Source organism: Pediococcus pentosaceus (assembly GCF_001437285.1).
GTDB classification, from domain to species: domain Bacteria; phylum Bacillota; class Bacilli; order Lactobacillales; family Lactobacillaceae; genus Pediococcus; species Pediococcus pentosaceus.
Genome location: NZ_JQBF01000002.1, coordinates 63,193 through 78,396, shown reverse-complemented (window position 1 = coordinate 78,396; position 15,204 = coordinate 63,193). Strand labels below are relative to the sequence as shown.

Below are 15,204 nucleotides of genomic sequence, written 5' to 3'. Positions count from 1 at the left end.
AATCCTTGGAAAATTTTGAGTAAAACTCATTTTCCAAGGATTTTTTATTTTTCACTAATTTCTATCTGTTGATCTTCAATAATCGGTAATTTAATTCTAAATATTGAACCTGAACCAACTGAACTTTCTAGCGAAATATTTCCATGATATTCTTCAGTTAATTTCTTAGCAATGGATAAACCTAAACCGTTCCCACCTTGATCTCGACTGCGAGCTTTGTCGATTCGATAGAAACGATTAAATACCTGTTTCAGATTTTCTTCAGCAATCCCCTCACCAAAATCTTGTACAGCAATTTCAACGGTCTTTTTGGTATTAGCAGTTGAAATATGAATTTCTTTGCGATCTTTTGAGTACTTGATGGCATTATCAAGCAGGATTACGAGAATTTGTTCTAAATGATTCCGATATATAGGAACAATGGGTTCACCAGTAATATCGTCATCCATTACGAAATTAAATTCTGGATGAATCATCTTAAAATCATTGAATACTTGATTTACTAATTGAACGACGTTCGTTTTTTCATCGGCATAATTAATCTCAATTTGATCAGCTCGTGTTAGATCTAGCATTTCACTAACTAAACTTTTCATTCGTTGCGTTTCTTCTAAGGACGCTTTAATTGATTCATCCAAAACTTGTGGATCATCCTTTCCCCAACGGTCAAGCATCTTTAGGTGACCTTCCACAACTGCCACTGGCGTTCGCAATTCATGTGATACATCTTCAACGAACTGTCTCTGTTGATCAATATAGCGTTGCATTCGATCAATCATATCATTAAATTCATGAGCCAAGTCCGATAACTCGTCATTTGTATCAATTTCAGGAACTCTTAAATCGGTTTGAGGATCTTCCTCTAAATTACGCATCGACTGATTAATTAAATTCATTGGTTTTAATAAGTATGCCGTTAATCCATAACCGAAAATGGAGATTACCATAAAAATTAAAAGCGACGTTAAGGTAAATAGCCAGATCAAGCGCTGATATCTGTTATTATATTTCACCAGTAAATCAACAACTCGTACATACCCGATTACTTGATTATCTTTATTAATAATCGGTGCTTGTCCCACAATAATATCTTTATGATGAAATTTACTCCGTTTAATTGACTTTCGCTCGGAGAGAGTAGTCTTCATACTAATTCTTTGATTCGAAAAAACTGATTCTTTTTCTAAGTTATAAACTGAAACTACTAAATCTCGCCTGGTTAAACTCGCTAACAATGAATCATTAAAACCACCTTGGTTATTATTAACCGCCGATTTTTGGTTTAAATCAGGTCTGAATATATCCGTAGTTTTATAATTAATCTCATTCGCATTTTGAAGACGACTTCTTACTTGGGTTACTGTTGATTCCACATCTCGATGTTCTTCAGCATATAATGAATCTGTTACAATTTTAAAAACAAAAAAAGAGAAAAGTGCAAAAATTAATAGGACTCCAACACCAGTACCGATAGCCCATTTCCATTTTAGCGACATTCTCTTTTTTTTAATTACTTTATTTTCCATACTAGGTCCTCATTACATATCCAGTACCACGTACGGTTTGAATGTAGCTAGGACGTCCCTTAACATCAATTTTATTTCGGAGGTATCTAATGTACACATCGACAACGTTAGTTTCTACACCATCGTCTACACCCCATACCTTATTCAATAAAGTTTCTCGAGACTGAACCACGTTAATATTTTCCATTAATAACAATAGCAACTCATATTCACGTTTAGTTAAATTGATTACTTCGTTATTACGACGTACAACTCGATTTTCCTTTTCAATAACAATATCTTGAAATTCAACCGTTGTTTGGTGGAAAGTGGAATCTTGTGTTTCTAAATCCACTCGGCGAAGAACTGCGCGTAAACGAGCAAGTAACTCCTCAATAGCAAAAGGTTTTACAATATAATCATCTGCTCCGTGATCAAGACCTGAAACACGATCAATGATTGAATCGCGAGCTGTCATCATAATAATAGGAGTTATTTTTTCTCTTCTAATACGCCGACATACTTCAATTCCATTAATTTCTGGCAACATTAAATCAAGTAAGATAGCATCAAAATCTTCTGATAATGCTGCTTCTAAACCTGTGCGTCCGTTAGATTGAACTTCAACTTCATATCCTTCATGCTGTAATTCAAGTTGAACAAAACGTGCAAGACTTTTTTCATCTTCGATTATCAAAATACGACTCATTTTTTTACCCCAAAATTAAATTATTTTAACCCTACTGTAGTAAATTCTAACATTATCCGGTTGCTTTGCCTAGCGCTTCCAATATTATGTTGCAAACAAAAGGGAGTCAAATAGCTTCCCTAGGCTTCCATTCCTTTCTAATCCAATATAAATAAGATTGTTAGATTATTTGATTTGACTTTGAAACGTAATAATTTAATTATAGTATCTTAACTTATTTCACATCAATTTTGTTATTTTAAAAGTTTTTCGATTCTAAGCAACTATTTTTCCATCTAGTGCTTGCGTTTTGGGTTGCACTATATTGGTGAAAAGCCTAGCCTCTACTTAAGTGGCTCACTTAATTTGACCTAGTCTCAAAGTGATATCCTTAATAATCCATATAAAAAAAGCGGTAGCCGTAACGGTTATCGCTTTTCTATTTAAACTAATTTTTATTGTTCTTCATACCATGGAAAATGGTAAATACCTTCGCGATCAACACGTTCGTAGGTGTGAGCACCAAAGTAATCACGTTGTGCTTGAAGAAGATTTGCTGGTAAAACAGCTGAACGATATGAATCATAGTATGCTACCGCTGCTGATAGTGCGGGAACTGGAATTCCAGCTTTAACAGCAAGTGCAACTACGTCACGAACGGCTTCTTGATACTTAGCAGCAATTTCTTGGAAGTATGAATCCATCAAAAGGTTATTTAGTTCAGGATTCTTATCGAAAGCATCTGTAATATTTTGAAGGAATTGAGCACGGATGATACATCCAGCACGCCAGATCTTGGCAATTTCACCAAAATTCAAGTTCCAGTCATAATTTTCAGAAGCTACACGCATTTGTTCAAATCCTTGAGCGTAACTCATAATCTTACTGAAGTATAGTGCGCGACGAATTTTTTCGATGACTTCATCCTTGTCAACGTCAATTTTCTTTTCTGGACCTGCAAGCACTTTACTTGCTGCGACACGTTCGTCCTTAAGCACGGAAATATAACGAGCATATACAGATTCAGTGATGAGCGATTGTGGAACCCCTAATTCAAGTGCATTTTGTGAACTCCACTTACCTGTTCCTTTATTGCCACCTTTATCCATAATAAGATCAACGATTGGTTTATCTGAACCAAGATCGTCCGTTCTTGTTAGAATATCAGCAGTAATATCGATTAGATAACTGTCAAGTTCACCTTGATTCCAGTCAGCAAAAATATCAGCAATTTCTTTAACTGGGAGACCCAATAACTTACGCATTAGGTCGTAACTTTCATCGATTAATTGTTCATCACCATATTCAATTCCGTTATGAACCATTTTAACGTAATGACCAGCTCCGTTAGGTCCAATATAGGTCACACATGGATCGCCGTCTTTAGCCTTAGCAGAGATTTGTTCGAAGATTGGTGCAACTAAGTCATAAGCTTCTTTTTGTCCACCTGGCATCATTGAAGGACCTTGTAACGCACCTAATTCACCACCTGAAACACCTGTACCAATGAAGTTAATTCCAGATTCATCCAATTCTTTATTACGACGCATAGTGTCTTCAAAGTTAGTGTTACCACCGTCGATTAAGACATCTCCTTTGTCAAGTAAAGGAAGTAATTCAGCAATAACAGCATCAGTTGGTTTACCAGCCTTAACCATCATCATAATTCGACGAGGCTTTTCTAGTGAATTTACGAATTCTTCAATAGAATATGCAGGAACTAATTTCTTTTCAGAATGATCTTGCATTACTTTTTCAGTTTTTGAGGCAGTACGGTTGTAGATCGCAACTGTATATCCCCTGCTTTCGATGTTTAAAGCGAGATTTTTACCCATTACGGCCATTCCCACTACACCAATTTGTGGTTGATCCATCGTGATTCCTCCTCTATATCTAACAATTGTTCCAAGACATTGATTTTAAAATACTCGAAACTTTGTGTAGCAATATATTATATTTTAACAGATAAGTAAAAAAAATGTATAAAAAGCTGAGAACCTCTAAGGAGATTTAATTAATATATAACACTAAGCAATTTATATTCAATCGTTTTAAACACAAAAAAAGAAGTAAAAGGACCTAGGCTCCTTTTACTTCTTTTAACAAATTAGTTAGCTTTCACGTCAATAACTTGTTTTCCGTTATAGTAACCACAACTTGGGCAAACACGATGTGAAACTCGTAATTCACCACAGTTTGGACATGGTGCCAAACCTGGAGTAGTTAACTTAATGTGTCCACGACGATTACGCTTACGTGTCTTTGATGTTCTTCTTGCTGGAACAGCCATCTATGAGCACCTCCTTTAAGAGAATTCGGTTTCCCGCTTTTTTAAAGCCTTACGATTCAGGATTATCTTTCAATAAACCCTTTAACTTAGCAAGGCGTGGATCAACTTGTTTTTCATGCTCCGATTCCACGTCCATCTCAGAAATCACTTGCCATTCTGCACCAGAAGGCATGACTCCCTCTTTTTCCTCTTCAGGCGTTAAAACCTGCATTGGAACTTGAAGGACGATATTATCTTCAATTAGTTTATCAACACTAATCACATCATCTTCAACTAGCATTACCACTTCTTCTTTCGCAAAAGAATCAATAATACTAGGATTATCTACATAAATTTCACTTATGAAAAAGTCTAAATTCATGTGGACAGGCTTCAATGATCGTGATGAAGGAACTGTCAAATCACAACTGATCTCAGCATCAATGATAACTGAATCACGTTCGATTGTCACCGTTCCTTTAAAATTAATTGGTGAGCATTTAATAACTACATCTGGAAAGCGTTCGACTAAAGATTGTTCCAAATCCATCGTTTCATCGAACTGAAACGGCTCTTTGTGCTTACGCAGTTCTGTAAAATACCATTCCATAATGAACCTCCAATGCAACAGAAACAATTATACCATGTGGAACCACATTGTCAACGTTTATTCCTTGACATTCTTTTTTATAATAGGGCCCTTTCCCCATTGATATGGAGAAACTAATTGGTATAAATCGTCTGCTCGTTTTGTAATTGCATAATTATTTTCAAAATCTTCTTTGGTGACTTTGGTCATTACTACTGATCCAAGGGCTGCTTCTCGGATAAAAATCCGGCCGAGCTGATTTGTCGCCAATAATCTCGTCTTAGTTAGATTAAACGGAGTAGCTTGGATATTAAGTAAAATATTCGTTAAACTTCGTTGAATTCTAGTATAAGTGTATCTTTTAGTCTTCAACTTCTGCATCAACTCTGTAAACGAGTTACTTTTATCAACCAAATTTAAAATACGATTTTCGAAACCCTCTGTAACACCCTTTATATGACGTAATTCTTGGGGCGTTGAAGTTAATAACCGATAATTTAACATTATCCAGAAATCTTCCCAGCTTGTTAATTTAGCATTTCTAATAGCCTTTAAAGACGCCTTAGGTACCGCGTTAAAGTACTCTGATTGTTCTAAAGCTGCCCTCCGAATTGCCGATGCACTAGCAATCGAGCCCTTTATCTCCGTATCTCGGTGATCTGCTTGTTCCCTTTGCAATGGTATTAACTGCAAGCCTCTTTTTGATTTAGAATTCCAGTACGCATAATTGATTCCTAGAATATCGTTCGAGTTCATAATGGCTGTATCATCAAATAATTGAGCTGCAAAATTTTGATTATATTTTTTGGCTCTCTGGTCAAATTGTCGGTCCAGAATCTTACTCTCATTTTCAAAATCCAAATCTGGATTTTCACTCCCAAAAGCTAAAAAGCTAGCTCCTAATTTTTGAGCAATCTCTACTCCCGCATGGGCAAATTCTTTAGCAGAATCAATGGCATATTCAGTAGGTATTTCTACAACTAAATCAGCACCACAATTAATGGCAACCCGTGCTCTCTCCCATTTATTAATCAAGGCGGGTTCCCCCCGCTGTACAAAATTGCCACTCATAATTACGATCACTAAGTCCGCCTTAGTAACCTTGCGTGCCTGCTCTAACAAATATTGATGTCCATTATGAAATGGATTAAACTCTGCAATCACTGCGCATGCTTGCAATACAGCTACCTCCTACAACTAAAGAACCACCGAGTTGTTTTTTCATCTACTTCAGCTTTTCCATAATCAGCATAGTATTTGATTTTAGAAAAACCAGCTTTTTCTAAAAGTTTAACGTACGTTTCCAGTTCATACGTTCGTTCAAAATGAGTTTCTTCGGTCCGTCTAAATAGCTCATCATCATTTGCTTTGGTAAAAAAAGTTAAGTCATGTTCGACATGATATTTATCTTCGCCTTCGAAGCTTGACCAAATGAATGCTTGGCGGTCATCTTGATAGTTAAACATATAACCTGGGTAAACCACCCCTGTTTGATATGGAGTGATCACGTCAAAGATAAACTGGCCGCCAGATTTTAAGTGCTCATACACTTCGCTAAACGACTGTAACACTTGTTCTTCATCCGGAAGGTAGCAAAAAGAATCAGCGTAGCATGATACAACATCAAACTGCTCTAATTCACTTAAATCCAACATATTTCCTTGAATCAGTTCTGCTGCCACCTCAGCATCTCTAGTGTGCTGTTCTGCTAGAGCTAACATTTCTTCTGACAAATCAAATCCTGTGACGATTTGTCCATGCTGTGCGAGTTGAACAACCAATCTTCCCGCACCACAAGCTAATTCAAGCCAATTATTTTTATGACTTAAATCAACTTCTTTTTGCGTATATTCAAACCAATTTTGGTATTCATCTTCATCAAAAAGTTGGTCATATAACTCCGCAAAGCTTTGATATATCATTATTCTGCAATCCAATCAGTTGTTTCAACTGCTTCAGCTTGGGACCAAAGCTTTTCCAGATTATAGTACTTTCTTTGATCCGTTTGGAAAACATTAATAACAATATTTCCTAAGTCAATCAAAATCCATTCTGCAGCACGATTTCCTTCAATACGACGGATTTCGATCTGGTTTTCCTTAGCCTTTTCAATAATAGCATCTGCAATGGCAGCTACTTGGCGGTTAGAATCAGCACTTGTAATCATAAAGTAGTCTGCTAAGGTGCTAACCTCACGTACATTTAAAACGATTGTATTTTCAGCTCGTTTGCTATCTGCTGCTTTTACTAGTAATTCTAATTCTTCTAAATTGTTCAATCTATTTCTCCTAGTTTTAATTAAATTTTGAGATCCATGCGTTATAACTTTCAATCGTAGCTGGAAAAACTGGCTTATTTCCAGCGATTAAGTATGCAAGGGTACTCTTCATTTGGAAAGTAACGCCCTTTTGTAAACTTTGTTCTGTAATTAAACGGGCTTGTTCTACGCCTTCAAAATCACGACCATCTTCAATATAATCGGCCATGAACACTATTTGATCAATCAATGTCATGTATGGTGCCCCGACGGTATGACGTCGAATTGCATTTAAAATTTCTTCATCATAAATCTTCAATTCATTTTTAACGATTTCTGCGCCAACAACACCATGCCAAATAGCATTACCATAATCTAATAATTGGGGATCAAGCTCTAGTTCATTAATATATTTAATAAATTCACTATCACTACGTTGCTTGGCATAATCGTGTAGTAAACCGGTAATACTGGCTTTCTCCACGTCAGCATCATATTTTTGTGCTAATTCAATCGCCTTCTTTTCAACTCGTAGAACATGTTCGAATCGACTTCCGGTAATACTTTTAGAAACAGCGTCGATTAATTCTGCTCGCGTAAAAGGCACGTAGTTTTTTTGATAAATTAATTCTTCATTATTGCTCATATAAACGGTGCTCCTTTATATACTTTTCGACACTTTCGGGCACTTGATACCTAATTGAACACCCATTCTTAACGTTTTTTCTAATTTTGGTGGAACTAATGTCCATCTTAGGAACATCTACCCAAATAATCGGATATTGTTCTTGGCGTTGATATTTCGGCCGATCAACACCCACAAATTGAACCATTTTAACTAATTCGTCAATTCGATGCCAAGTCGGTAAATAGTCCGCCATGTCACCACCAATAATAAAATAATAGTCATTTTCCGGATGTAGTTGTTTTAATTCTTTAACCGTATCGTACGAATAACTTGAGCCACCACGATTAATTTCGATTAAATCTAAATCAAACAGTGGGTTATCCTGAATAGCTAAGCGGACCATTTCAACTCGGTGCTCAGCAGGAATGGTTTTTTTCTCATCAACATGTGGTGGAATAAAATCTGGAATAAATAGCACCTTATCCAGTCCCAACTGGCTTCCTACTTGTTCAGCAATTAATAAATGAGCAATGTGAGGCGGATTAAACGTCCCTCCCAGAATGCCAATTTTCTTGCCTTTCTTTTGTATTAATGGCTCTTCAACCACTTCTACTTGTACTCCAGAAACTGTTTTAGATTTTGTTGCTATCAAGATTAATCACCTTTATCTATATCTTCTTAACTGTATCTGAAATTTCACGTTTATCCGCTTCCGAAGAAACTTTAAACAACACTAGTACCCGTCCAATGGTTTGAACTACTTGAATATCTGTATTAGATTCAATAAATTCTTTAGCTTCAGCCGTTGTTGCATCTGAATTTTGTTGGATATTAATTTTTAATAATTCATGGTTGTCTAAAGCTCCTGCCAATTGATTGAGCCATGCTTCAGTTAGACCATTTTTACCCACGGAAAAAACTGGGCGGTATGAATGTGCTCGAGCTCTAAGATATCTTTTTTGTTTTCCTCTTAATTCCATTGTTTCTCCTTTTATTTGCAACTTAAATTAATGATCGTCTTATTACTACTGAAATACCCTCTGGTGCCCATGCAGTAATCGTGCTTCCTTCAGGAACGGATATCCAACCTAATCCTTCAAAAACAATATCACTATCTTGATCTGCACTAAACTGATGTGCAACTAATTTAGGCATTTTAGCCAAATTATCTGCAGTTGGAGGTGTCAATAATTCACCTGCATGTTTTTCGTAAAAATTATCTGCGTTTTCCAACTTAGTCCGATGAACCATAAGATTATTATCAAAATAAGCTGTTACAGAGCCCTCAGAGTGTTCGTAATCAAATCGAGCTAAAGCTCCCAAAAAAAGAGTTTGTTGACTGTTTAGTTGGAATACACGAGGTTTAATCGTCTTTTGTGGCGAGACATATTTCAAATCTTCCGCAGCCAATACATGTGCCATTTGATCGGCATGAATAATTCCGGGTGTATCAATCAAATTACTATGATCATCGAACGGAATTTCAATGCGATCTAAAGTAGTACCCGGAAAACGGGAAGTAGTAATTACATCTTTAATTCCATTGCGAATAGCAATCAAACTATTAATTAAAGTTGACTTCCCAACATTTGTAACTCCGACTACATAAACGTCCCGACCTTTACGTAATTTTTCTACCGCATTAAATAAGGCTTCCACTGAACTAGCATTTTTAGCACTGGTAATAACCACATCTTCAGGCAAAATACCATTTGCCTTTGCTTGTTGTCTAAGCCATTCTTTCATACGATGACGTTTGATTGATTTTGGAAAGACATCTTCTTTATTTCCTACCAACAATACTGGATTGTCTCCAATAAATCGGTGAAGTCCTGGAATCAAACTTCCATTAAAATCAAACATGTCAACTACATACACAACTAGTGAGTTGGAATCACTAATCTGACTTAATAACTTTCGGAAGTCATCATCACTAATGTCTACTGGAGCAATTTCATTGTAGTGACGTAATCTAAAACATCTTTGACAATATAATTGGCCAGATTCTAATCCCTTTTTTAAGGCTGATTCTGGTGTATATCCAGGCGCTTTTTTATCAGTCACTTGTAGAATTGCTCCACAACCAATACAACGTAATTCATTTTGTTCGTCCATTTATTGTAACTCCTTATGCCAAACTAATTCCGGATACTTCTTTTTTAAAGAACGCTTTACAAAGAATTCCAAAAAACGGTTGAATTTAGTATTCCAAGCGTCCGTTTCAATTAACGGTTTCACTAAAACTCCCCGCACTCCAGCTAAATTTGCAGCGGCCATATCCGTAATTAATTGGTCTCCAACCATAATGGTGGAGTTCTTATCCAATTTATTTTTGCGTACCACTCGATTAATACCAACAGTCAATGGTTTTAAAGCTCTTGAATCAAATTCAAGTCCAAAGCCTTCAACTGCTTTCTTAACGCGAGCATGGTTATTGTTAGAAACTACGATTACTCTAATATTTTCTTGTTTTAGATCTTCGATCCATTGTCTTAATTCGGGAGTTCCATCCGGATTATTCCAGGCAATTAACGTATTATCTAAATCGGTTAAGACAGTCGTAATTCCTTTTTGGTTTAAATCTTTTGCAGATAAATTATATATTTTTTCAATCATCCACGTTGGTTTAAAAATATTCATTAATCTTCTCCCATAAATGCTATCTGTCTAATTATAAACGATAGTAGACTCTTTTGGAAAGAGAGCAACCTATACTTGCAAGCTTAAATCTTTTATTTCACTTAACTTTATATTATGTTTAGTACAAGAGGTGATTATATTATGAAAGCAATCGGTGTTAATCAATTTGGTAATATTTCAGATTTAATTGAACTAGACGTTCCAAAGCCAGAGCCTTCCAGTGGACGCCTTATTGTTCAAACCAAAGCTTTTGCACTAAACCCATATGATTTAGGAATTATTGATGGTACTCAAGCCAAGTTTCGCCCAATTTCACTGCCAGCCATTCCAGGTAGTGATGTTGCAGGTATCATCGTGGACAAAGACCCCTCCATTACCGAATTCAACCTTGGTGATTCAATTGTGGGATTGGCTAACCTCAAAGGTTATAGCGAATATGTTTCAGTTCCTTATCGTCGAGCAACTAAACTTCCTGCCGAAATCAGTTATCGGACGGCTGCAGGTCTTCCCAACGCAGGTATCACTGCGTATGATATCGTTTTTGGAGCATTAAAAGACGTTTCGTTTTCAAAAGTGCTCATTATTGGTGCCTCTGGAGCGGTAGGAACTAACTTGTATCAAATTTTAAATAGTTTAAATAAGCAAGTTTCCGTTGTAATTAACTCCAAGTATACTGAACAATTCGATACTGCAGATTTTAATCAAGTTGTTTTTTACGATGCTCCAAAAACAATTGAGCAACTAGGTCTTTATGACGTAATTATTAACGTTGCGCCACAAAATGAGCTGGCCGACCTTTACTTAGCCCACCTTGCTCCATCTGGTTTATTGATTTCTACAACTGGGATTGACACCTTCAAAACTGACCCATCAAGATTAGTTGATTTTTACAACACAGATTACAAAATGAACCAAGCCGCTTTAGAATATCTTGTTAAAAAAGTTGTAAGTCAAGAAATAACCGTCCCGATTGCCGAAATCTTAAATTTTGATGTAGCTGAAATTCAAAAAGCTTTTCATGCTCTTCAAACGCATCATCCGAGAGGGAAATATATCGTTGAAGTTTAATTAACGTTCAGAAAATAAATAAAAAGGATTGGTTCCAAAACTCATTGTTTTGTTCCAATCCTTTTTATTTATTAATTCATTTAATCTAATAGATTAAAGAGCTTTCTTTGCTTCTTCGGCTAAAGCCTTGAATGCATCAGCATCGTTAACTGCAAGATCAGCAAGCATCTTACGGTTCATATCGATTCCAGCTTCTTTTAGACCATGCATTAATTTGCTGTAGCTTAAACCATTCATTCTAGCAGCAGCATTGATACGTGCAATCCAAAGACGACGGAATTCGCCCTTACGATTACGACGGTCACGGAATGCATATAGACCAGACTTCATAACTTGGTCTTTAGCAACCTTAAATTGAATATGTTTTGCACCGCGATAACCCTTAGCAAGTTTTAAAACGCGTTTACGACGGCGACGTGTAACTGTTCCACCTTTTACTCGTGGCATAATAAATTCCTCCTTAAATCACCCGAAGGTCATTTGTTCTAAATTTAAATTCTTAACTAGATGTTTGAAAGTAACTTCTTGTAACGCTTTACGTTAGTACTGTCCATCATGTCTGTACCACGTAATTGACGACGTTGCTTCTTAGTCTTTCCATGGAAACGGTGACTTGTATAAGCATTTGCACTCTTAAGACCGCCATTAGCAGTTTTCTTAAAACGCTTAGCAGCAGCGCGGTTTGTCTTCATTTTAGGCATAATCTGTTCCTCCAGAATTTTAAATTATTTATCAGCAATTGGTGATAGCACAAGAAACATACTTCTGCCGTCCATCTTTGGATGAACCTCAACACGTGCGACATCTGAAGTTTCTTTAGCCATTCGTTCAAGTACCTTACGACCAATCTCTTTATGAGTGATGGCACGTCCCTTAAAACGAATTGAAACACGAACTTTATCACCTTTACTCAAGAACTTAGTAGCGTTTTTAAGCTTAGTATTAAAATCATTTGTATCAATTGTAGGACTCAAACGAATTTCTTTAATGCTGACAGTCTTTTGCTTTTTACGAGCTTCACGTTGTTTCTTTTGTTGCTCGAATCGATATTTTCCATAATCCATAATCTTGGCAACGGGTGGCTTAGCCTTTGGGGATACGACTACGACGTCTAAGTTAGCTTCCTCAGCCATACTAATTGCTTCAGCCTTAGTTTTAACTCCCAATTGATCACCGTTGACACCAATTAAGCGGACTTCTCTAGCCCGAATGGTTTCATTTACCATTATATCGTTTGCTATGGTTCTTCACCTCCAGGAAAATTAGCGAGAATGCAGAAAAGCGGATGGCATACGCCACCCGCTTTGTTTGGATAATTAATTAGTATCCATTCAACGTTCTTTAGCCCAGCAACTTAAGTTACAAGGCGAGAAGCGGTGGCCTCTGCTTTTTCTCAACGTTTATTAGAATACCAAATTCTATGTCTCATGTCAACTAAAGAAACTATTTGTTTTATCTTTTATTTCAAAGGAATAAACGAGCGTAAATCGGTACTAAAATATCCATCGCTAATGCAACGATTACTACTGAAACAGATGCCATGGCTCCTTGAATTGAACCCAACTGCACTGCCTTAGCAGAACCAACTGTATGCCCAGATGTACCTAAACCTAAACCTAACCCCACTTTTGAAATTTCTTTAAGCTTGAAAAATTTAATAAGAAATTCTGCAAGAGCGTAAATAATCACAGCATTTATGATACAAACCATGGCTGTTACGGCAGGGTCACCTCCAATGCTCTTAGCTATTGGCATTGCCACCGCCGTTGTAGCGGCTTGAGGTAACATTGCTGCAATGGAGACTTTTGATAGTCCAAATAGTTTTGAAACCATATGAATACCGAAAAGTGAAATAAATCCACCCACAAATAAAGTTAATACTACATCTATCCAATATTTTTTAAATATATCATTTCGACGATAAAGTGGAATAGCAAAAGCAATGGTCGCTGGATTTAAAAACCAAAATACTATATTACCACCCGGTAAAAAGAATTTTTTATAGACTTCCACAGTTGTAGAGCCAATCCCTTTCGCCCATAATGCCAAAATAAAGATTCCTAAAACAACTCCCACCAGTAACGGTGTAAATAGGAAAAAGCCTTTACTAATCTTAAAAAGCCACATCCCCAGTAAATATACCAAAAGCGATATGAAGATACCTGTAAAAGGTGTTGCCAAGGCTGCTGTCATATTAATCATCCCCTTTTCTATTATTTATTTTTTGATGTAATTTTATGAAAAACGATCCTACATACGTGATTACAACTAATAAAATAATGGTTGAAATGATTGTCACAATGACATCCTGTAAGCCTTCACGCTTAATTAAATCTAAGCTTCCTGCTAACTGAATTCCAGATGGTACGAACAAAAAAGCAATCAAACCAATCAATGAATCCCCCAGTTTTTCTACCTGTTCAAGCTTAATAATGTGCGTCGCTAATAGTATATATAAAATAATCATTCCAATTAAGGGTGTCGGAACTGCAAAACTAGGCGGAAATAACTGCGATAGTAATTGTGCTACAAATAAAATTGCCATAAATATTCCCATTTGAATAAGGATTGGTGTTTCTTTCTTCCCATCTTTTTTCATTTTAGCTTCCTCCCTACCTTTATGGATCTAATACTGTTTATCACAACCTTATTTTAAGCTATTAGCTCATTTATGTTAGCGCTTTCACATAAAGTGACCATTTTTTGCTTCAAAATGCCATACAGTTCGTGTTAGTTACCTTGGTTTTTAATTAAAAAATCCTCAACGATTGAGTTGAGAATTTCTAAGAATAGGTATGAACTTATTCTACAATTTATAAATATTAGATCATCCAATTCCTAACACTTTTTTAGTTTTAGCAACATATGATCTACTAACCGTAATCTTGGTTCCATTTATTAATGTTAATTCATAAGTATGATTAAAGCTGGGTTGAAACTCCAAAATCATATCTAAATTTACTAGAAAACTTCTATGTACTCGTAGAAATTGTTCTGTATCTAACTGCTTTTCAAGGTTAATCAACGTTTGTTTGCTTGAGATTAATGGTAAATTTTTAGTATAAATTAATACATTCCCATTTTGGGCTTCTAAATAAAGAATATCGCTCTTTTTAATAATTATCGTTCTTTCATCAACTGTAACTGAAAGTCGCGGATTTTTACACATGTCACTATTAACTAATGCCTCTGGCTTTTTTAAAATTCTATCAACTCGTTTAAGCGTTTCATCAATACGATCTTTTTCAAAGGGTTTTAATATGTAATCTGTAGCATTAACGTCAAATGCATCTAAAGCATATTGATCGTAAGCCGTGGCAAAAACAATATATGGACGTAGTTTTTCTTCCTTTTTCAAGAATTTTGCAAATGACATCCCATTTCCATCATCAAGTCTAATATCTAAAAACATTAGATCCGGTTGATCCGTCATTAATTTTTGTTTAGCTTCAGTGACTCCTTCTGCTTCACTAACGCTATCTACTAACGGATTATTCCTCAATAAAAAATCAAGTTCACTTCGAGCTAGGGGCTCATCATCAACAATTAATATCTTCACT

At 36.0% G+C, this 15,204-nt stretch carries 20 protein-coding genes and 1 other annotated feature; of the genes, 1 reads left to right on the top strand and 19 read right to left on the bottom strand.

Going from position 1 to position 15,204, the window contains the following annotated elements; all coding sequences use genetic code 11:
* Positions 1-44: 44 nt before the first annotated feature.
* From IV86_RS02165 to IV86_RS02105, 13 genes are all read right to left on the bottom strand, one after another.
* A complete protein-coding gene (locus tag IV86_RS02165; RefSeq protein WP_002833814.1) occupies positions 45-1,526 on the bottom strand; it encodes a sensor histidine kinase in 1,482 nt (493 codons plus the stop codon).
* Position 1,527: 1 nt separating this feature from the next.
* Positions 1,528-2,214 carry a response regulator transcription factor gene (locus IV86_RS02160; protein WP_002833813.1) on the bottom strand — a complete coding sequence of 229 codons (687 nt, stop codon included), beginning with the start codon at positions 2,212-2,214 and terminating at the stop codon, positions 1,528-1,530.
* 434 nt (positions 2,215-2,648) lie between these two features.
* Positions 2,649-4,067 carry an NADP-dependent phosphogluconate dehydrogenase gene (gene gndA / locus IV86_RS02155; RefSeq protein WP_002833812.1) on the bottom strand — a complete coding sequence of 473 codons (1,419 nt, stop codon included), beginning with the start codon at positions 4,065-4,067 and terminating at the stop codon, positions 2,649-2,651.
* A 233-nt stretch (positions 4,068-4,300) separates the two neighbouring features.
* Positions 4,301-4,483, bottom strand: coding sequence for a 50S ribosomal protein L32 (rpmF, locus tag IV86_RS02150; protein ID WP_002831400.1), 183 nt, complete (start codon positions 4,481-4,483; stop codon positions 4,301-4,303).
* A gap of 49 nt (positions 4,484-4,532) precedes the next feature.
* The gene (locus IV86_RS02145; RefSeq protein WP_002833811.1) at positions 4,533-5,072 is read right to left on the bottom strand and encodes a YceD family protein; all 540 of its coding nucleotides are present in this window, start codon (positions 5,070-5,072) and stop codon (positions 4,533-4,535) included.
* 57 nt (positions 5,073-5,129) lie between these two features.
* Positions 5,130-6,230, bottom strand: a complete 1,101-nt coding sequence (locus tag IV86_RS02140; RefSeq protein WP_002833810.1) for a tRNA(Met) cytidine acetate ligase — start codon at positions 6,228-6,230, stop codon at positions 5,130-5,132.
* A gap of 5 nt (positions 6,231-6,235) precedes the next feature.
* The gene (locus tag IV86_RS02135) at positions 6,236-6,973 is read right to left on the bottom strand and encodes a class I SAM-dependent DNA methyltransferase (protein WP_002833809.1); all 738 of its coding nucleotides are present in this window, start codon (positions 6,971-6,973) and stop codon (positions 6,236-6,238) included.
* Complete coding sequence (gene rsfS, locus IV86_RS02130) at positions 6,973-7,329, bottom strand: ribosome silencing factor (RefSeq protein WP_002833808.1); 357 nt, start codon at positions 7,327-7,329, stop codon at positions 6,973-6,975. Before rsfS ends, IV86_RS02135 begins: the two co-directional genes overlap by 1 nt.
* Before the next feature lie 16 nt (positions 7,330-7,345).
* On the bottom strand, positions 7,346-7,954 hold the full coding sequence (gene yqeK / locus IV86_RS02125) for a bis(5'-nucleosyl)-tetraphosphatase (symmetrical) YqeK (RefSeq protein WP_002833806.1): 609 nt from the start codon (positions 7,952-7,954) through the stop codon (positions 7,346-7,348).
* The gene (locus IV86_RS02120; RefSeq protein ID WP_002833805.1) at positions 7,944-8,588 is read right to left on the bottom strand and encodes a nicotinate-nucleotide adenylyltransferase; all 645 of its coding nucleotides are present in this window, start codon (positions 8,586-8,588) and stop codon (positions 7,944-7,946) included. The genes yqeK and IV86_RS02120 overlap by 11 nt, the downstream gene beginning before the upstream one ends.
* Before the next feature lie 16 nt (positions 8,589-8,604).
* A complete protein-coding gene (yhbY, locus tag IV86_RS02115) occupies positions 8,605-8,916 on the bottom strand; it encodes a ribosome assembly RNA-binding protein YhbY (RefSeq protein ID WP_002833804.1) in 312 nt (103 codons plus the stop codon).
* A gap of 22 nt (positions 8,917-8,938) precedes the next feature.
* Positions 8,939-10,051: a ribosome biogenesis GTPase YqeH gene (gene yqeH, locus IV86_RS02110; protein ID WP_002833803.1), complete on the bottom strand. Its 1,113-nt coding sequence runs from the start codon at positions 10,049-10,051 to the stop codon at positions 8,939-8,941.
* Complete coding sequence (locus IV86_RS02105) at positions 10,052-10,576, bottom strand: YqeG family HAD IIIA-type phosphatase (protein WP_002833802.1); 525 nt, start codon at positions 10,574-10,576, stop codon at positions 10,052-10,054.
* Between the two features lie 141 nt (positions 10,577-10,717).
* Between IV86_RS02105 and IV86_RS02100 the strand changes: the two genes are divergently transcribed.
* Positions 10,718-11,644: an NADP-dependent oxidoreductase gene (locus IV86_RS02100; RefSeq protein ID WP_002833801.1), complete on the top strand. Its 927-nt coding sequence runs from the start codon at positions 10,718-10,720 to the stop codon at positions 11,642-11,644.
* A gap of 93 nt (positions 11,645-11,737) precedes the next feature.
* On the opposite strand, the gene rplT is transcribed toward IV86_RS02100, so the two are convergent.
* From rplT to IV86_RS02070, 6 genes are all read right to left on the bottom strand, one after another.
* Positions 11,738-12,091, bottom strand: a complete 354-nt coding sequence (gene rplT / locus IV86_RS02095) for a 50S ribosomal protein L20 (protein WP_002831385.1) — start codon at positions 12,089-12,091, stop codon at positions 11,738-11,740.
* A 56-nt stretch (positions 12,092-12,147) separates the two neighbouring features.
* Positions 12,148-12,345 carry a 50S ribosomal protein L35 gene (gene rpmI, locus IV86_RS02090; RefSeq protein ID WP_002833800.1) on the bottom strand — a complete coding sequence of 66 codons (198 nt, stop codon included), beginning with the start codon at positions 12,343-12,345 and terminating at the stop codon, positions 12,148-12,150.
* A 24-nt stretch (positions 12,346-12,369) separates the two neighbouring features.
* A complete protein-coding gene (gene infC / locus IV86_RS02085; protein WP_002833799.1) occupies positions 12,370-12,870 on the bottom strand; it encodes a translation initiation factor IF-3 in 501 nt (166 codons plus the stop codon).
* Positions 12,871-12,911: 41 nt separating this feature from the next.
* Positions 12,912-13,039 (bottom strand) — a sequence feature (ribosomal protein L20 leader region).
* 69 nt (positions 13,040-13,108) lie between these two features.
* Positions 13,109-13,837 (bottom strand): LrgB family protein, encoded by a 729-nt coding sequence (locus IV86_RS02080; protein ID WP_002833798.1) that lies wholly within the window; start codon positions 13,835-13,837, stop codon positions 13,109-13,111.
* Between the two features lies 1 nt (position 13,838).
* The gene (locus IV86_RS02075; protein WP_002833797.1) at positions 13,839-14,243 is read right to left on the bottom strand and encodes a CidA/LrgA family protein; all 405 of its coding nucleotides are present in this window, start codon (positions 14,241-14,243) and stop codon (positions 13,839-13,841) included.
* A gap of 228 nt (positions 14,244-14,471) precedes the next feature.
* Positions 14,472-15,203: a LytR/AlgR family response regulator transcription factor gene (locus tag IV86_RS02070; protein ID WP_056979326.1), complete on the bottom strand. Its 732-nt coding sequence runs from the start codon at positions 15,201-15,203 to the stop codon at positions 14,472-14,474.
* Between the last annotated feature and the right edge of the window lies 1 nt (position 15,204).